The organism is Ochrobactrum soli, from assembly GCF_003664555.1.
GTDB lineage: Bacteria > Pseudomonadota > Alphaproteobacteria > Rhizobiales > Rhizobiaceae > Brucella > Brucella teleogrylli.
The window spans coordinates 171733-191180 of sequence record NZ_RCHH01000007.1 but is presented as its reverse complement, the minus strand read 5'-3'; the positions used below and the strand labels follow the sequence as shown (position 1 = coordinate 191180).

Below are 19448 nucleotides of genomic sequence, written 5' to 3'. Positions count from 1 at the left end.
AGGGGAAACGTGAACACATCGCCGATCAAGCCTGTGGTGGCGGTCATCGCCACCGGGGGCACCATTGCAAGCAAACGCGGTGAAAATGGCGCGAGCACGCCGACCTTATCCGGCGGAGACCTACTTGCGCTATTGCCGGATCTCAAGGCCGATCTGCGCCCCATCAACCTGATGGAGAAGGATTCCTCGCTGCTCACGTTGGCCGACATGCAGCATATCAGCAATGCAGTCGGCGAAGCGATGGAGAAACCCGACATCAACGGCGTTGTCGTCCTGCATGGCACCGACTCCATGGAGGAAACCGCGCTTTTGGTGCAGCTTCAGCACCGGCTTGCAAAGCCGGTTATCTTTACCGGTGCGCAGTTTACAGCGGATAGTCCCCATGCCGATGGCCCTGCCAATCTGGCTGATGCGGTCAGGCTTGCCACGGATCCGGCCAATGCCGCGCGCGGCGTGCTGATCGCTTTTGGCGGGCGGGTTTTGCCTGCATGGGGTGTTTATAAGGCCAGCAGCGACAGTGCTGATGCGTTTCATCCAACACGCATGCTAGCTGCGCTGCCGGATGTGAAGCTGCCGTCACCGCTTGATGATAGCCGCGTCGATACGGTTGCCATTGATCCCGGCTGCGATGCTACCCATATCGCGGCAAGCATCGCGGCGGGCGCGCGTGGCATCGTTCTGGCGGCACTTGGCTCCGGCAATGCGACGCCGGCAATTGTCGAAGCCGTCAAGCTTTGCACCGAAAGGGGCATCCCGGTCGTGGTATCGAGCCGCGTTCCGGAAGGTCTGCTGACGCCAAGCTATGGCGGTGGTGGCGGCGGATACGATCTTGCGGCGGCAGGGGCGATCCCTGCCCGCACACTTCGTCCCGGTCAAGCGCGCATTTTGCTCGCGGCGCTTATCGCCAATGGCAGCTCGAAAGACGCAATCATTCGCGCCTTCAGCGATAATCAATAACCCGTATGAAAAGGGCCGGATTGCTCCGGCCCTTTTATCTTTCTGTCGGCTCCGATCACTCGCCTGGCACCAGATGCGGTGCTTCGATCTTTGCCCCCGAATGCTTGAGCGGGCGTTCGCCGCTCAGCTTTCGGATCAGCACATAAAATACCGGCGTCATGAAGATGCCGAAGGCCGTCACGCCGATCATGCCCGCGAAGACCGCGATACCCATTGCGGAGCGCATTTCCGCACCGGCACCCGTGGATGTGACCAGCGGCACCACACCCATGATGAAGGCCATGGAGGTCATCAGGATCGGGCGCAGACGCAACCGGCTGGCCTCGACGGCGGCCTGCACCACACTTCGACCGGAAAGCTCCAGCTCGCGGGCAAATTCCACGATCAGGATCGCGTTCTTCGCCGATAGCCCCACAAGGACTATCAAGCCAATCTGGGTGAAGACATTGTTGTCGCCTCCCGTCAGCCAGACGCCGGTGAGCGCAGCCATGATACCCATTGGAACAATCATGATGATCGACAGGGGCAGAGCAAGGCTTTCATATTGCGCGGCCAGCACCAGATAGACGAGCAGCAGCGCCAGCGGGAAGACGAGGAAGCCTGAATTGCCAGCCAGAATCTGCTGGTAGGTCAGATCGGTCCACTCGAAGGCGATGCCCGCAGGCAAGGTTTCCTGCGCAATCCGCTCGATGGCCGCCTGCGCCTGACCGGACGAGAAGCCGGGGGCCGGATTGCCGTTGATATCGGCAGACAGGAAGCCGTTATACCGGATGGCGCGTTCCGCACCCACGGTCTGCTCCACTTTCATCAGCGCCGACAGCGGGATCATTTCGCCCGACTGCGAACGAACCTTCAGCTTGCCGATATCTTCGGCATGGCTGCGATAATTCGCATCGGCCTGAATGCGCACGCTGTAGGTGCGTCCGAACGCGTTGAAGTCGTTGACATAGAGCGAACCCAGATAGATCTGCAGGGTTTCAAACACATCAGTCACCGCCACACCCAGCTGGCGCGCCTTCACACGATCCAGATCGGCATAAAGCTGCGGCACGTTGATCTGGTAGCTCGAATAGAGACCGGCCAGTTCAGGTGTCTGATAGGCCTTGGCGAGAAACGCCTTGGTGGCATCGTCCAACGCGCGGAAGCCAAGACCGTTGCGATCTTCAAGCTGCAGCTTGAAGCCACCGGTGGTTCCCAGACCCTGCACGGGCGGCGGCGGGAACATGGCAATGAACGCATCTTGAATGGAGCCGAACTTCTGGTTCAGCTGCATGGTGATAGCGCCAGCCGACAGGTCGGGCGTCTTGCGTTCCTCGAACGGCTTCAGCGTGACGAAGACAATGCCGGAATTCGATGAGTTGGTGAAACCATTGATCGAAAGGCCCGGGAAGGCAATGGCATTGGCAACGCCCGGCTGGTTAAGCGCGATATCCGTCATGCGGCGGATGACATCTTCCGAACGGTCGAGTGTTGCCGCATCCGGCAATTGCGCGAAGCCGATCAGATATTGCTTGTCCTGTGCCGGAACGAAGCCGCCGGGCACCGCGCGGAACAGAACGAAGGTGACGCCGAGCAACACGACATAAAGGCCCATCACCAGCGATTTGCGCGAGAGAATTGCGCCCACGCCGCGACCATAGGCATTCGAGCTTGCACCGAAGAAGCGGTTGAAGCCACGGAAGAACCAGCCGAACGCCTTGTCCATGATGCGGGTCAGACGATCCTTAGGCGCATCATGGCCACGCAGCAGCAGCGCCGCCAAAGCAGGCGACAAGGTCAGCGAGTTGAAGGCCGAGATCACCGTCGAGATGGCGATGGTCAGCGCAAACTGGCGATAGAACTGGCCGGTAAGGCCGGTAATGAAAGCCAGTGGCACAAACACCGCAACCAGTACCAGCGCAATCGCGATGATCGGGCCGGACACTTCCTGCATGGCGCGATAGGTCGCTTCGACGGGCGACAGTCCCTGTTCAATGTTGCGTTCGACATTTTCAACCACCACGATGGCGTCATCGACGACGATACCGATGGCCAGCACCAGACCGAACAGGCTGAGAGCGTTGATGGAGAAGCCGAACACATACATGACCGCAAACGTACCCACGATGGAAACGGGTACCGCAACCAGTGGAATGATCGACGCGCGCCATGTCTGCAAAAACAGGATGACCACGATCACCACCAGAACGATGGCTTCCAGCAGGGTGTGAATGACGGATTCAATCGAGGCCTTCACGAACTGGGTCGTATCATAGACGATGTCGAAATCCACGCCTTCCGGCATGGTCTTCTTCAAATCGGCCATGGCCGCGTGAACATTTTCCGAAATCTGCAAAGCGTTGGAACCCGGCGCCTGAAACACGCCCATACCAACCGCCTGCTTGTTGTCGAGCAGCGAGCGCAACGAATAATCGGCGGCGCCCATCTCGACACGGGCAACGTCGCCGAGGCGGGTGATTTCGCCTTCATTGCCCGATTTCACGACGATATTGGCGAAATCTTCGGGTGTCTGAAGGCGGCCTTGCGCGTTGACGGAAAGCTGGAGATCAAGACCGGAAACAGACGGAGAAGCACCGATCACGCCAGCGGCGGCCTGTACGTTTTGCTGCCGGATTGCGTTTGCGATATCGCTGGCCGACAGTCCGCGCTCGGCCGCCTTTTGCGGATCAATCCACACGCGCATGGAATAGTCGCCGCCGCCGAATATCTGCACCTGACCGACACCCGGAATACGGGCGATACGATCCTTGACGTTCAAAACGGCATAGTTGCGCAGATAATTCACGTCATACCGGCCATCGGGCGAGATGAGGTGAACCACCAGCGTCAGGTCGGGCGAGCTTTTGGCGGTGGTGACGCCAAGGGTCCGCACCTCTTCCGGCAGGCGCGGCTCAGCCTGCGAGATGCGGTTCTGCACAAGCTGCTGCGCCTGATCGGGATCGGTGCCAAGCGCGAAGGTGACGGTCAATGTCATGACACCGTCGGCTGTCGCCTGGCTCTGCATATAGAGCATGCCTTCAACACCGTTGATCTGTTCTTCCAGCGGTGTCGCGACAGTTTCGGAAATCACGGCGGGATTGGCGCCCGGATATTGCGCGCGGACCACGATTTGCGGCGGCACCACTTCCGGATATTCCGAAATCGGCAGACCTGTCATGCCGATCAGACCGGCCACGAAGATCAAAACCGACAGAACGCCAGCGAAGACTGGTCGGTCTACGAAGAAGCGTGAAAAGTTCATCTGTTTATCCCCCTTTAGGCGGATGAGCGAAAACTCTCCCGTTCCGCGAAAACATGCGTTCTCGCGGATTGGATAGGCTGAGCTTTTGCGTTTAGCGCGCGTCGTCAGACGCGCCGTTTCAGTTAATTCTTGGCAAGTGTTTCGGTTACGGGTTGCGGTGCGACGACCACGCCCGGACGAATACGCTGCAGGCCGTTGACGACGATGTTCTCGCCAGCCTTCAGGCCGCTTTCGACAATGCGCAAGCCGTCATAATTGCGACCGAGCACCACCTGCCGGTATTCAACCTTGTTGTCCGCACCCACGACGAAGACGAATTTCTTGTCCTGATCGGAGGCAATGGCGCGGTCGCTCACCACCAGCTTTTCACCCGGTTCCGGTTCGCCGAAGCGAATGCGCACAAACTGGCCGGGAATGAGCTTGCCATCCGGATTGTCGATGGATGCGCGCACGCGGATCGTGCCCGTGGTGGCATCCACTTCATTGTTGATCAGCTGGATATGGCCGGAAATCGGCGTGCCATCATCGGCAGCTGTCCCGATCTGGACGGGAATACGTTCGATGGCGCTGCCGCCCGGCGATGCGGCAAGCTTGGCAAGCGCCTTGGTGACAACCTCTTCATTGGCGCTGAAGCTTGCATAGATCGGATCGACCGAAACGAGCGTGGTCAGCACCGGCGAAGCGGAGCTTGCGGCAACCAGATTACCGGCTGTCACCTCCAGCCGCCCGACGCGACCGGAGATCGGTGCGCGCACTTCCGTATATTGAAGATCGAGTTCAGCCGAACGCAACGCCGCCTTGGCCGACCGCAAGCTTGCCTGCGCTTCGTCAAAGGCGCTTGACCGCTGGTCCAGACCGCTCTGGGCGAGCGTACGTGAGGTTACAAGCTGGCGACCGCGATCCAGTTCCGTCTTGGCCAGCGCGACACGCGCTTCCTCGGCGGAAACCTGCGCCCTGGCTTTTTCAACCGCTGCCGCATAGGGCTCCGGATCAATGGTGACCAGCAAGTCGCCCTGTTTGACCAGCGCGCCCTCACGGAAATGCGCTTTCAGGATGGCTCCGCCGACACGCGGGCGAATTTCGACGCGCTCGATTGCCTCAAGGCGACCCGAAAACTCTTCCCAGGTCGAGATGCGGCGCGATTCCGCCTTGGCAACCGAAACCGGCACCGCGGGAGGCGGCGCGGAAATATCCGTCGCCGCATCCGCCTTCAGATGCGGAACGCCAAAAAGAATGGCACCACCGCCAGCTGCAGACAATAGGATACTCAGGCCGGCGCCCCACAGGGCCCGGCGTCCAATGATCGACGTCATGTTGTATCTCCTTGCCGGTCAGGGCCGGCTACATTCTGATCGTCAAATGAAAGCTTGGGAGGACTTTCGAACTGACGTTATGCTGCTATTGCTTTCGCACCGGCCCGCTGGAAGAAATCCGAAAACAGGCCGACAAGAGCTTCTTTCTGTGGCGACCACTCACGGTCCGCCACGTTACTTTCCGGTATCCAGCCAGCCTGACCCGGCAGGACATGGGACTGAACCTTGACGCCTGCCTGACGCAGCCGCTCGGCATAGGACTGGGTCTCGTCGCGCATCGGACATTCGGCACTGGTAACGAGCAGTGTCGGCACCAGACCGGCAAGACGCGTACACAGCGCAGGCGCAGCGTAGGGGTGAGTGAACCCTCCGCACTGACCCAGATAATGCTGCCAGCCATCCGACATGGCCTGCACCGCACTTTCCGGGCAGTATTTGCGGAAAGACGCCGTCGCAAGGCACGGGTCGAGCATGGGCGAAAGCAATATCTGACCTTTGAGATCCGTCAGATTCTGATCTCGCGCCATAAGCGCCAAACCGGCTGCGATATTACCGCCCGCCTCTTCACCGGCGACGAACAGCATCGACTTCTTGTGTGCAAATTCCGGGCAACGCGCACGCATCGAAGTCAGAATGGCATAGGCCACCTCAAGCGCCGCCGGGAACGGGTTGAGACAGGCCGACGAATATTCCGGCGAGACCACCACTGCTCCCGCATCGGCAAGAGCTTCGGCAACACCCTCGCAGGTATCTGGACAATCTGTCGAGAAAGCCCCACCATGGAGATGCAGCACCACAGGCGGCGGTGAAAGCAATTTGGCGCCGCGATAAATGCGTGCCGTGCAGGTGCAATTGCCAGCCTGCATTGTTTCAACCGTAAACTTCTCGCACATCTTTCTTAGCTTTCATGTCTAGCGGCAAACCGCCATGGTCAGATATTAGCATTGTCTATTATCTGGAATAGTCCCCCTAGATTGGTTACACTATCCAAAATCTCGAACAATGACGGTTATTGATCAATGGACCAACTTTCGGCCATGCGCGCCTTTCTCCGGGTTGTCGAAACCGGAAACTTTACGCGCGCCTCCGCGTCACTCGGCATGCCCAAGGCAACCATCAGCAATCTCATTCAGGGATTGGAAGCCCATCTGGGCGCAAAACTCCTCAATCGCACCACCCGTCGTGTTCTCGTAACACCGGACGGCGCACTTTACTATGAGCGCGCGGCGCGATTGCTGGCCGATCTGCAGGAACTCGACGGCAGCCTGTCCAGCGCACAGACCTTGCCCAAAGGCCGCCTGCGTGTGGAAATGGCAAGCGCCGTCGCCAATTTGATCGTCATTCCAGCCCTGATCGAGTTTCACCAGCGCTATCCCGATATCCAGATCGATCTCGGCGTATCGGATCGCCCGGTCGATTACGTGGCGGAAAATGTGGATTGCGCCATTCGGATTGGCGAATTGACCGACCAGTCGCTGATCGCCCGACGGATCGGCGACATGCATTCCATCGCCTGCGCTTCCGCCGAATATCTGGATCGCTGTTCCACGCCGCGGCACCCGTCGGATCTTGCCAACGGCACCTATGCGGTCGGCTATTTCCGTCCGTCCACAGGGCAGCAAATGCCATTTCAGTTCAGGCGTGGCACCGAGGAAATCGAAGTCAACGGGCGCTATGTCGTGGCCGCCAATGAAGCGACCACCTATCTGGCGGCGGTACGCGCCGGTCTGGGGGTCGCGCAGGCGCCTTTGTTCATGGTCCGGGACGATCTGGAAAAAGGCACCTTGAGGCCCGTTCTCGAAGACTGGGAGATCGACCCGATGCCGATCTATCTGGTTTACCCGCCCAACCGGCATCTCAGCAACCGGCTGCGCGTTTTTGCCGACTGGGTCGTGAAGGTCATCGCCAAATCGCAAATGGTTGAGCGCCGCTAACCGGTTCCCATCCCGCAGATTCGGAGATCCGTTCTGGAAAATTTATTTCTGGATACTGGTCTTGACGAACCCTTTTTCGCGCCTACGCATATATAAATCTGACTGTATCGAATTGAAACATATGCCTTATTGGCAACTGCTACAGTCATCTTGCCCGTTTACTTATCATTTGACATGCATTAGCTTCGGAGCCACCAATAGAGAGGGAGCATCTTAGCCAACTGTCGTACAGAGCGCATCGTGAAAAGTGACTGGCGGCTGTCGGATAAGATGTAGTTGAACACCAAAAACTAGAGTGTTTGCAAGGTTTCAAACCTCAGTGAAACCGATCTAGATCAGACGACCCGATATTCTGCCCAGAACTGCTTTCGTATCTATTCTTATTCGTTTTGTAATGAGAGGGGACTATGGCGTCAGGCGACAATCAGAAACTTCCGCTTCTCGCGCTCACCGCCATGGTTGTGGGATCGATGGTCGGCGCAGGTATCTTCAACCTGCCCGGTCGTTTTGGTGCGGCCACAGGTCCCTTTGGGGCAATCATCGCCTGGCTGATCGCTGGCACCGGCATGTATATGCTGGCGCGCGTCTTTCAGGTGCTAGCCGAGAAGAAACCCGATATCGACTCCGGCGTCTTTGCTTATGCCAAAGCCGGTTTCGGAAACTATATGGGGTTCCTTTCGGCTTTCGGCTATTGGCTCGGCAGTTGCCTCGGCAACGTGTTTTACTGGGTGCTGATCGGCTCCACGCTCGGACGCTTCTTCCCCGATATCTTCGGCGATGGCAGCAGCGTGCCCGCCATCGTCGTCTCGCTGATCGGAATCTGGTCGTTTCACATGATGATCCTGCGTGGTGTGGAACAGGCGACTTTCATTAACACTATCGTCACCGTGGCCAAGATCGTGCCGATCATCGTCTTCATTCTCATTTTGATCTTCGCATTCAATTACGATCAGTTTGCCGAAAACTTCTTCGGCGGCCCGGACATGCCTGCCAAGCCGCTGATCGCGCAGGTGCGAGACACGATGCTGATCACGGTCTTCGTGTTTATCGGCATCGAAGGCGCCAGCGTTTATTCCCGCTTCGCCAAGAAGCGCTCCGATGTGGGCACGGCAACCATTCTCGGCTTTGTCGGCGTGCTGGGCCTGATGGTTGCAGTCACGCTGCTGCCCTATGCCGTGATGCCGCAATCGGCAATCGCTGCCGTTCAGCAACCCTCGCTCGCCAGCGTCCTCGAAGTGGTGGCTGGCCATTGGGGCGCGGTGTTCATTTCCATCGGCGTGCTGGTTTCCGTTCTCGGCGCCTATCTTGCATGGTCGCTTATCTGCGCCGAAGTTTTGTTTGCCGCCGCAAAATCGGACGACATGCCGAAACTGTTCGCGGCGCAAAACAACAACCGGGTTCCAGCCAATGCATTGTGGCTGACCAATATCGTCGTCTCGCTGTTCGTCATCTCGACCTACTGGTCACGGGACGCCTTCAACTTCATGCTGGACATGACGAGCGTGACGTCGCTTTTGCCTTATCTGCTTGTGGCGGGCTACGGCATTTTGGTGACCCGTCGCGGCGAAGGTTATGAGGCCGATGCGCGCGGACGCGGGCGCGATCAGGTTTTTGCCTGGATTGCCGCCATCTACACCATCTTCATGTTCATCGCCGCCGGGCTGAAATATGTGCTGCTGGTGGCCGTGCTCTTCGTGCCCGGCACGATCCTTTATTTCTGGGCAAGGCGGGAACAGAAGGTGCAGCTCTTCACCACGGTGGAACTGGTCATCTTTGCCATCACCGTGATTGCCGGTTTGATCGGTTTCTACGGTCTGCTGACCGGCCTCATCACCCATTGAATGTTCGGCGAATAATCACGCGTAGGGAGGTTCAAGCACCATGACAAACGACACTCCGCTTGGTGTACATTCTGAAGTCGGTCAATTGCGCAAGGTGCTTGTCTGCGCACCGGGACGCGCGCACCAGCGCCTGACGCCCAGCAATTGCGACGACCTGTTGTTCGATGATGTCATGTGGGTCGATAACGCCAAGCGCGACCATTTCGACTTCATGACCAAGATGCGCGACCGCGGCATCGAAGTTCTGGAAATGCATAATCTCCTCGCCGAGACGCTGGCTGTGCCGGAAGCCAAGGCTTGGATTCTCGATCATCAGATCGTGCCCAACCAGATCGGGCTTGGGCTGATCGATGAAGTGCGTTCCTATCTCGAAGGCCTGTCAAACCGCGAGCTTGCTGAAACGCTGATCGGCGGCCTGTCCACGACGGAATTTCCGGAGGATATCGGCGGCGAACAACTGGCGCTGATCCGCGATGCCGCCGGGGCCAATGAATATCTGCTGCCGCCGCTGCCCAATACTCTCTATACCCGCGACACCACCTGCTGGATTTATGGCGGCGTGACGCTGAACTCGCTCTATTGGCCAGCGCGCCATGAAGAAACGATCCTGACGTCTTCGATCTACAAGTTCCATCCCGACTTTGCGGGCAAGGTCAATGTCTGGTGGGGCGACCCGACAAAGGATTGGGGCCTCGCCACCCTGGAAGGGGGCGATGTGATGCCCATCGGCAAGGGCAATGTGCTGATCGGCATGAGCGAGCGCACCTCCAGGCAGGCGATCAGTCAGGTCGCGCAAGCCCTGTTCGCCAAGGGTGGAGCCGAACGTGTCATCGTCGCCGCTATGCCAAAACTGCGCGCTGCCATGCATCTCGATACGGTTTTCACCTTCGCCGACCGCGATTGCGTGCTGATTTATCCGGATATCGTCGATGGGATCGATGCCTTTTCCTATCGGCCTGATGGCAAGGGTGGCGTCGAACTGCACAAGGACAAGGGCAGCTTCGTCGATACGGTGCGCGATGCGCTGGGCCTGAAGAAGATGCGCGTCGTCGAAACCGGCGGCAATGATTACATGCGTGAACGCACCCAATGGGATAGCGGCGCAAACCTTGTCTGCGCCTCGCCCGGCGTCGTCTTTGCCTATGACCGCAACACCTATGCCAACACGCTGCTGCGCAAACAGGGCATTGAAGTCATCACCATCACTGGCGCGGAACTTGGGCGCGGTCGTGGCGGCGGCCATTGCATGACCTGCCCCATCATTCGCGACGCTGTGGACTACTAGGCGAGGTTTCGTGCGAATGACGGGAGGCACGCGGACGTTCGGTGCCATCGTACCAGCCATACTGGTCCTTGCCCTGATGTATGTGGCGCAGTCGGTTTTCGCGCCGCTCGTCTTTTCGCTGTTCATCATCGCCATGGTCTGGCCGTGCCAGTCTGTTCTGCAGCGCTATATGCCGCGCGGCCTTGCCCTGCTGATAACGCTGGTGGTCTCCATGGCCGTGATGATCGTCGTCGGATCATCGCTGGTCTGGGGCGTCAGCAAACTCGGACAATGGTTCTTCATCAATGCTGATCGCTTGCAGGCGATTTATCTCAGCTGGACCGGCTGGCTTGAGGAGCATGGCATTGCGCTCGTCGGGCCATTGGCTGACCGTTTCGATGTTCTGTGGGCGGTTCGTTTCATGCAGGGCATGGCGGGACGGCTGAACAGCTTTGCCGGCTTCCTGCTTCTCGTCTTCATCTTCCTCATGCTGGGCCTTTTGGAAGTGGACGACTTCAACAAGCGCCTCACCTCCCCCCGCGCCCAGCCCTATGGCAAGACCATCCTGCTCTGCAACCGCATCATCGGCGCCAAGCTGCGGCGCTATATGCTGGTGCGCACATTTGCCAGCGTTCTCACTGGCCTGATTGTCTGGTTGTTTGCGCTGGGTGCAGGTCTGGAACTGGCGACCGCCTGGGGCGCAATCGCCTTTTCCTTCAACTATATTCCGGTGCTGGGGCCGCTCTTTGCGACGACCTTGCCAACACTGTTCGCCATCGTCCAGTTCGACTCCTGGCAATTTGCCCTGGTGGTGTTTCTCAGCCTCAATGTCATCCAGTTCGTGATCGGCAGTTATCTTGAACCCCGGCTGGCCGGTGCATCGCTGTCGATCTCGCCCTTCGCGGTCATATTCGCGGTGTTCTTTTGGAGTTTCATGTGGGGCATTGCTGGCGCATTCATTGGCGTTCCGATCCTGATCGCCGTCATCGTCTATTGCGCGGCAGCCCCTTCCGCTGCGTGGATCGCCGCGCTGATGTCGAATGACGAGCCGCTTCTGGTGGAAACAGACGCAAATTTGCATTGACGTGATTACAAGAATAAAATGTAGGAATATTCATAAGCATTGACTCTGCAATACTTATTTTCATAGAATTTCTAGCATCCGCATAGCGTTCAATTCTATTGTAAATTACCATTCCGGTAACAGAGGAGGAACCGTTATGTTTCGGCTGGGACAAAAATATCAATCCTTCGTCCATGGCTCCGGCTGCTCCTGTTTCAGCCCGTCCTTGCAACAGGTTTCCCGCCGGTTGGACAGTTTTTCACGCCGCTCCTTCCTTGCCGGGCTGGGAGCAACCGCCATCGCGGCGGCCGCCCCGAAGAAACTCCACGCCCAGACGGCCGGTCCATCAGCCAAGACCTTGTTCCGGCAGGTCAGCCTGTTTGACGGCAAGTCGGACAGCCTGCGCGCCGATGTCCAGATTCTCGTCGAAGGCAACAAGATCGTCGCCGTGGACACGACAAACAGCGCGCCGCCCGAAGGCGCCACGGTGGTTAATTGCGGCGGTCGCGTTCTGATGCCCGGTCTGATCGACGCGCACTGGCACACTTTATATGCTGCCGTGCCTTTGAATGTGCTGTTGACCGGCGATCCTGCGGGCATATTCGCCTCATCGACGGCGGAGGCTGAGCGCACGCTGGAGCGTGGCTTTACGACGGTTCGCGACATGGGCGGGCCGGTGTTCACTTTCAAACAGGCGATTGATAACGGCATTATTCCGGGGCCTCGTATTTACCCATCCGGCGCGATGATCACCACGACGGGCGGACACGGCGACCTTAGAATGCCTTTCGAGGTTCCGCGTGGCGGCAACGAGCTTAGCCTCGGTGAAAAGATCGGCGGCGCGGCCATCGTGGACGATGCGGGCAGCCTCAAGATGCGGGTCCGTGAGCAGTTGATGCAAGGCGCGTCGCAGGTGAAGCTGGTCGGTGGCGGCGGTGTTTCAACCCCGCGCAGCCCACTCGATATGTCCACTTTCGACGAAAACGAAATACGCGCCGCCAATGACGTGGCGCGCGACTGGAACACCTATATGACGGTGCATGCCTATGCACCGCACACCGTGCAGCGCTCGCTGAATGTCGGTGTAGGCTGTATTGAACATGCGCATCTGATGGACGATGAAACCGCGCGAATGTTTGTCGACAAGAATGTCTGGCTCAGCACGCAGCCCTTTCTCAGCATGGACGATACCGGCACACTGACCGGCCCTTCTGCTGAAAGAGCCCAGCAATTGTTCGCCGCAACGCCCCGTATGTATGAACTGATCCGCAAGCACGGGGTCAAGACCGCATGGGGTTCAGATATTCTGTTTTCACCCCAACTGGCTCCGCGGCAGAGCTTCATGCTCACCCATCTCAGCCAGTGGTATTCGAACGCCGAGGCGCTGCGCATGGCAACGTCCGGCAATGCGGAACTTCTGACCCTTTCCAACCTGCGTAATCCTTATCCGGGCAAGCTGGGCGTGATTGAAAAGGACGCGCTAGCGGATCTGCTTGTTGTGAACACCAACCCGCTTGAAGATATCCACGCGCTGGAAAAGCCTGCCGAAAGTCTGGCGGTCATCATGAAGGATGGCCGCATGCAGAAGAACACGCTGTGATCGGTCGCGACCGTCTCCGTATGATGCGTGAAACAAAGGGCGAAGTTTCGGCTTCGCCTTTTTTATGCGCTGTGCGTGCAACGCCAAATGGCGATTATTTAGACGAATGCCTATTTTATAATCAAAATCGTTTTCAGCGCCGGTTAAGTGCTGCCCGCCTGACGACCTTGCTTCGCTTCGCGGAATCCTGCCTCAAATTTTGACCATTTAATAAATTTTATCTTTTCAAGGCCTTAGGCCAAAGGCGCGGCCAGAAAACATACATTTTACGAAACTGGCATGACACTTGCTTTCTTATTTTACATAAGCAGGGAAGAGCATATTGACGGTTGGCTGCCCTACTGCGTTGGTTCAATACCCGTCATAAAAGAGACTAGGCGATGACAAAGTATAAGCTCGAGTACATTTGGCTTGACGGTTACACTCCGACACCCAACCTGCGTGGCAAGACACAGGTGAAGGAATTCGATGCGTTCCCGACGCTCGAGCAACTGCCGCTCTGGGGTTTCGACGGTTCGTCGACGATGCAGGCCGAAGGCCGCAGCTCCGATTGCGTTTTGAAGCCGGTCGCGGTCTATCCCGATCCAGCCCGCACGAACGGCGCTCTCGTCATGTGCGAAGTCATGATGCCGGATGGCGTCACGCCGCACCCATCGAACAACCGCGCAACCGTTCTTGACGACGACGACGCATGGTTTGGCTTCGAACAGGAATATTTCTTCTATCAGAACGGTCGTCCGCTCGGCTTCCCTGAGCATGGTTTCCCCGCACCGCAGGGCCCATATTACTGCGGCGTCGGCTCCAGCAATGTCGGTCCGATCGCCCGCAAGATCGTCGAGGAACATCTTGACCTCTGCCTGGCCGCCGGCATCAACCACGAAGGCATCAATGCCGAAGTGGCCAAGGGCCAGTGGGAATTCCAGATTTTCGGCAAGGGTTCCAAGACCGCAGCAGACCAGATCTGGATGGCGCGCTATCTCCTGCTTCGCCTTTGCGAACAGTATGAAATCGACATCGAATTCCATTGCAAGCCGCTGGGCGACACCGACTGGAACGGCTCGGGCATGCATTGCAACTTCTCGACCAAGTTCATGCGCGAAGTTGGCGGCAAGGATTATTTCGAAGCCCTGATGGCCCAGTTCGACAAGAACCTGCAGGAACATATCGACGTCTACGGACCCGACAACCATCTGCGACTGACGGGCAAGCATGAAACGGCTCCGCTGGACAAGTTCTCCTACGGCGTTGCCGACCGTGGCGCTTCGATCCGCGTGCCGCATGCCTTCGTCAAGAACGGCTATAAAGGCTACCTCGAAGATCGCCGCCCGAACTCGCAGGGCTGCCCATACCAGATTGCCTCCCAGGTGCTGAAGACCATTTCTGAAGTTCCGACTTCGGAAGACGAAGCGCTTGCCGCTTAATTTTTAGGCAGGCATCACACAAACGGATTGGCCGGGGCACAAACCCCGGCCAATTTTTTAATCCGTGAAAACCGCAATCGCTTTATCGCAAATGATGCACGGTCTGCAGTTCATAGACCGGCGTATCGATGCCCTCCATGCGGGCTTTCAGCTGCAGCGACAAATATTGCGAATAATGCCGCGACTGATGCAGGTTGCCGCCGTGGAACCACAGCGCCTCCTGCTGCGTCGGCTTCCACATATTGCGCTGTTCGCCTTCCCACGGGCCGGGGTCCTTCGGCGTTTCCGACCCGAGACCCCAGACCTTGCCGACCTTGTCCGCCGTTTCCTGATCGATGATATCCGCGACCCAGCCGTTCATCGAACCGTAGCCCGTCGCATAGACGATCAGATCGGCAGGCAGTTCGGTTCCATTGGCAAGCCGCACGGAGTTTTCGGTAATCTCCTCTATCTGCCCTGAAGCGAGCTTGATCTTGCCGTCGATGATGAGCTGCGAAGCGCCGATATCGATATAATAGCCGGAGCCGCGCCGCAGATATTTGAGGAACAGGCCCGAACCGTCCGAGCCGAAATCCAGCTGGAAACCAGCCTTTTCAAGCGCGGCATAGAAATCAGCATCGATCTCGCGGATCTTGTCATAGATGGGCTTTTGAAACTCATGCATGATACGATAAGGCAGCGAGGCGAAGATCAGATCGGCCTTGGCCGTCGTGACGCCATTTTGCACCGCCTCTTCCGAATAAAGCGCGCCGAGCCCGTGTTTCATCAGCGGCTCCGAGCGCACAATATGCGTCGATGACCGCTGCACCATGGTGACATCGACACCCGCCTCGCAAAGGGCTGCGCAAATATCATGCGCCGAATTGTTCGACCCGATGACGACGACCTTTTTGCCCTTGTAACCATCCGGCCCGGGATGGCGGGATGAATGCTGCTGTTCGCCCTTGAAGCGATCCTGTCCCTTGACGTTTGGAATATTCGCCTTGCCCGACATGCCGGTTGCGAAGACCAGTTGCTTTGGACGCAGGATGACTTCCTCGCCGTCGCGGTCTACGACGACCGACCATTCCTTCTCGTCTTCGTTCCATTTCGCCGACTTGACGGTGGAGCGCGTCCAGTAATTCAGCTCCATCACCTTGGTATAGAATTCCAGCCAGTCGCCAATCTTGTCCTTGGGCGCAAAAACCGGCCAGTTTTTCGGAAAGTCGATATAGGGCAGATGGTCGTACCAGACGGGGTCATGCAGGCAGAGCGACTTGTAGCGCTTGCGCCATGAATCGCCCGGTCGTTCGTTGCGTTCGACGATGATCGTCGGCACGCCGAGCTGCCGCAGGCGCGCGCCGAGCGCAATACCGCCCTGTCCGCCGCCGATCACCAGCACATAGGGCTGTTTTTCATAGCCGAGCGTGCGGGCTTCCTCCTCACGTTCTTCCTTCCATGTCTTGGCGCCAAGGTCGTGACCATGCTTCGCGCCCAGCGGACGGGTGAAGCCTGATTTTTCCTCATGCCCCTTCAATTCCGACATGACGGTGAGAAGGGTCCATATCTTGCCACCCTTCAGGCGAATGAGACCGTAGCCGCGCGCAACTTCCGTCTCGAAGGATATCCAGCTTTCGGTGACGCCATCGGCTTCCGTCGCTGTTTCACCAGAGGCGACGAGCCATTTGGTTGGCTTCACCAGCTGCAATTGGGATTGCAGCATGTCGCGCACCTGATCATGCCCTTCCACGGTCTTGATGTTCCAAGTGAAGGCAACCAGATCGCGCCAGTAGCAATCATCGGCAAACATCGAAACCGCTTCATCGATCCGCCCGCCTTCCAGTGCTGCGCCGAACTTGTCGAGAAAGGCCTGTACGCGGACTGTCGGTGTTTTCTCAAGCATTGCAATTTCCTCCCGTGGATGTGGATAGCGGACTTCTCCCAAGGCCCGTCGGAGAAGGATGAGCAAACGGCGTGCCAGATGGCTTGCAATCGCCAAGCTATTGTTTTTGCATTATTTTATTCAGAAGAAGCATTGCAGCCGCAAATGATGCAACAGCTATCGTGCAACAGGTGTTGCACCTGTTGCAGCATTAATGTGTGGGCTTCAGGCGGCGGTGGATCGTGGAACGATTGACACCCAGTTTTCGGGCCAGCGCGGAAATATTGTTGCCGCACTCGTCAAGTTGACGGCGCAAAACCTGCTGATCGGAACGGTCATTGTCCGCCGCGGTCACAGTCTGGAAATGTTCGGGCAGGCAATCGGTGGTGATTGTGGCGTCTGTTGCAACCGCCGCTGCAACACGCAACGTATTGTCCAGCTCGCGCAGATTGCCCGGCCAGCCATAGGCTGCAAGCGCCTTTCGCGCAGCGCGGTCAAGCGTGATTGTCTCGCCCTCTTCTTCGCCGATACGGCGCAGAAGGTGATCAACGAGGCTGTCGAAATCCTGTCTCTGTCGCAGCGGCGGCAGGGTCAGCGTCGCGGCATTGAGCCGATAGAGCAAATCTTCGCGAAAACGGCCCTCGGCAGCAAGCGCCGCCAGATCGCGATGCGATGCCGACAAAAGCCGGAACCTGACCGGCTTCGGTTTCAGCGCGCCGACTGGCTGAATTTCGTTTTCCGAAAGAACCCGCAGCAACCGGCTTTGAAGAGCGAGTGGCATGTCGCCAATCTCGTCCAGAAACAGCGTGCCACCATTGGCCGCTTCGATAAGCCCGGTCTTCCCCTTCTGCATTGCGCCGGTGAAAGCGCCGGGGACATAGCCGAACAATTCGGATTCGATCAGCTGTTCGGGTATTGCCGCGCAATTGACCGCGATAAACGGACCGGGCTTGGCGGTGCTATCATGGATGGCGCGCGCCAGATATTCCTTGCCGCTGCCGGTTTCGCCTTTGATGAGGATCGGCAGACGGCGATCCGCCAGTTTGGCGGCGCGGGCCTGCAGCGCCTCCATGGCCGGGTCGCCGAAACTCAACTGGCGCAGCGCCCCAGGCAGCCGCACCGATATGCTGCTGGTCGCAGGCGCACGGAAACTGCTGACCGGCGCAATGGCGCTTGCAAAAAGCGCCAGACCGTTGCGCGCCCGGAGCAGACGCTCGCCATTGGGGCGTCCGCGCATCAGGGCCGGAAGCTGATCGATATCGATATCGAAGACGCTGGAGATGGGTTTCCCGATGAAGTCCTTCGTCGAGACCGTGCTCAGATTCATGCCGCGCGCAACAGAGCCGAAACCGCCATGTGTCATGCCGGTGATTACGCCGTTGCCATCAATCGTCATCGCGGCATCGGGATCGACGTCCAGAAAATCTGGCAGTCGCGCCAGACGCAAAACCCAATCCTCGCGCGCCCGGGTCATGAGATTCGCAAGCTCGATCCGCCGCGCAGTGGAAGCAACCAGATGCAGCGCCAGCTGCTGGCTGGCCTTCGCGGTCGGCGAGCGCAGTTGCGAAATATCGAGCACCGCCGACAGATCGCCGAACGTATCGAAAATGGGCGCCGCCGTGCAGGTCAGGCCGATATGGCAGGCGTCGAAATGATCGTCCTGATGGATGATGACGGGCTTGCCTGAAACCATGCAGGCCCCGACGGCGCAGGTTCCCGCCCTGTCTTCCGACCATTCCGATCCGAGATAAAGCCCCGCCTTGCGCAGCTGATTGTCGAAAGTGGGGTCGCCCATGAACTCGACTGTAACGCCGCGCGCATCCGACAGCAGCAGGACGTAGCTTTGATCGGCGACTTGTCTGAAAAGCGCTTCGAGGCCGGTACGCCCGATGCGGATGAGCTCTTCCGACTGCTCGCGATGTTCCCGCAGCAATGTGTCGGGCACGATATAGGCTTCCTGCGTCTGGGCGGGATTAAGCCGATAATCATTGAGGCAGCGCAACCAGGATTGAATGACAGGGCGATCACGATCCGAGGCCCCGCCCATGGCGACGCGCTCAATCTCCTTGATGTGCGACAGTGTCGACACCATGACCATCCTCCTCCGCCTGAATGCTGGCACAAGACGGAGGGGCGTTCAAGCGAATAGAGTGTCAGCCGATGAAGGCTGCATAATTCTCATCCAGCACCTTGCCCAACAGGGCCGAATAAGCGCCATAATGATCGCCGTCCCTGGCGATACGCCCGAAGGAGGGTTCCTCAAAGGCAGATAGCGGCAAAAGCACCAGCGGCGTCGAAACCGGCGTCAGCTGCGCGCCCTGCCCCGCCCGCAACGTCGTCAGCAGGCCGAACATCTCGCCCGTAATGCTGGGTCGCGACAGAACCACCATCCGATATTGCCCGGATGTGTTGGTGACAAGATAGATATGCCCCGACCGATGCGGCACAGATACCGAGCCATGCTGGGAGAAAGACGCATCGGTGCGCTCCCGTTCCCGGAACCGCAGCCGCGTTCCCTCGTCATCCCAGACGATTTCCGTGCAATAGGCGAAGATCGCATCCGCATCGCCAAAGGACGGACGCAGGGTCAGATAGGTTCCCTCTAGCCACGCAACGGCGGGCCGCGAATAGGCACCCAGCTCCTCCGGCGCATGGCCGCTGCCTGTGCCGCTCGCAACAGGGCGCTCGATGGTGTCGCCTGCCTTGGGCGCCTGCGCCGCGCCCGGTTCGCGCAGGGCCACACCCATTGCCTGTTCCAGCCGGATGATGGTGGCGAGCGTGAAAGGACGATGCCCCGATAGCGCCTTTTCTAGCGTTGAAAGGCTGATCCGCGCGTCGTCCGCGAGTCGCTGGCGCGAAATACGCCGCCGCGCGATTTCCTCGCGAACCCGGGCCGCAACGCTACTGCTTTGATTTTCCGACAGATAAGGGTCCCCGTGGACCATGCGCCAAT

General features: G+C 58.4%; 13 protein-coding genes. 7 read left to right on the top strand and 6 right to left on the bottom strand.

The genetic code is table 11. The features are described 5' to 3' along the window. Positions 1-9 precede the first annotated feature (9 nt). Positions 10-957 carry an asparaginase gene (locus D8666_RS14395; RefSeq protein WP_167836089.1) on the top strand — a complete coding sequence of 316 codons (948 nt, stop codon included), beginning with the start codon at positions 10-12 and terminating at the stop codon, positions 955-957. 55 nt (positions 958-1012) lie between these two features. Here D8666_RS14395 and D8666_RS14390 read toward each other — a convergent pair whose 3' ends face one another. The 3 genes from D8666_RS14390 to D8666_RS14380 form a co-directional block, all read right to left on the bottom strand. Beyond that, the gene (locus D8666_RS14390) at positions 1013-4198 is read right to left on the bottom strand and encodes an efflux RND transporter permease subunit (protein WP_109366889.1); all 3186 of its coding nucleotides are present in this window, start codon (positions 4196-4198) and stop codon (positions 1013-1015) included. A 122-nt stretch (positions 4199-4320) separates the two neighbouring features. Further along, positions 4321-5511 carry an efflux RND transporter periplasmic adaptor subunit gene (locus D8666_RS14385; protein WP_109366888.1) on the bottom strand — a complete coding sequence of 397 codons (1191 nt, stop codon included), beginning with the start codon at positions 5509-5511 and terminating at the stop codon, positions 4321-4323. A gap of 77 nt (positions 5512-5588) precedes the next feature. After that, positions 5589-6404, bottom strand: coding sequence for an alpha/beta hydrolase (locus tag D8666_RS14380; protein ID WP_109366887.1), 816 nt, complete (start codon positions 6402-6404; stop codon positions 5589-5591). A 126-nt stretch (positions 6405-6530) separates the two neighbouring features. On the opposite strand from D8666_RS14380, the gene D8666_RS14375 reads away from it, so the two are divergent. The 6 genes from D8666_RS14375 to D8666_RS14345 all read left to right on the top strand — a co-directional run bounded on the left by D8666_RS14375 (position 6531) and on the right by D8666_RS14345 (position 14634). Further along, positions 6531-7445: a LysR family transcriptional regulator gene (locus tag D8666_RS14375; RefSeq protein WP_109366886.1), complete on the top strand. Its 915-nt coding sequence runs from the start codon at positions 6531-6533 to the stop codon at positions 7443-7445. 407 nt (positions 7446-7852) lie between these two features. After that, on the top strand, positions 7853-9286 hold the full coding sequence (locus D8666_RS14370; protein ID WP_121538440.1) for a basic amino acid/polyamine antiporter: 1434 nt from the start codon (positions 7853-7855) through the stop codon (positions 9284-9286). A 40-nt stretch (positions 9287-9326) separates the two neighbouring features. Further along, complete coding sequence (arcA, locus tag D8666_RS14365) at positions 9327-10571, top strand: arginine deiminase (protein ID WP_109366884.1); 1245 nt, start codon at positions 9327-9329, stop codon at positions 10569-10571. Positions 10572-10587: 16 nt separating this feature from the next. Further along, a complete protein-coding gene (locus D8666_RS14360; protein WP_109366883.1) occupies positions 10588-11634 on the top strand; it encodes an AI-2E family transporter in 1047 nt (348 codons plus the stop codon). A 136-nt stretch (positions 11635-11770) separates the two neighbouring features. Beyond that, entirely contained in the window at positions 11771-13213 is a 1443-nt protein-coding gene (locus D8666_RS14355; RefSeq protein ID WP_109366882.1) for a metal-dependent hydrolase family protein, read from the top strand. A gap of 380 nt (positions 13214-13593) precedes the next feature. Continuing rightward, on the top strand, positions 13594-14634 hold the full coding sequence (locus D8666_RS14345; RefSeq protein ID WP_109366880.1) for a glutamine synthetase beta-grasp domain-containing protein: 1041 nt from the start codon (positions 13594-13596) through the stop codon (positions 14632-14634). A gap of 82 nt (positions 14635-14716) precedes the next feature. Here the strand turns inward: D8666_RS14345 and D8666_RS14340 are convergent, their stop codons facing one another. From D8666_RS14340 to D8666_RS14330, 3 genes are all read right to left on the bottom strand, one after another. Next, complete coding sequence (locus D8666_RS14340) at positions 14717-16516, bottom strand: NAD(P)/FAD-dependent oxidoreductase (protein ID WP_109366879.1); 1800 nt, start codon at positions 16514-16516, stop codon at positions 14717-14719. 190 nt (positions 16517-16706) lie between these two features. Continuing rightward, positions 16707-18587 carry a sigma-54-dependent Fis family transcriptional regulator gene (locus tag D8666_RS14335; protein ID WP_121538438.1) on the bottom strand — a complete coding sequence of 627 codons (1881 nt, stop codon included), beginning with the start codon at positions 18585-18587 and terminating at the stop codon, positions 16707-16709. A gap of 61 nt (positions 18588-18648) precedes the next feature. Beyond that, positions 18649-19440 carry a helix-turn-helix domain-containing protein gene (locus D8666_RS14330; RefSeq protein ID WP_121538436.1) on the bottom strand — a complete coding sequence of 264 codons (792 nt, stop codon included), beginning with the start codon at positions 19438-19440 and terminating at the stop codon, positions 18649-18651. Positions 19441-19448: the final 8 nt, after the last annotated feature.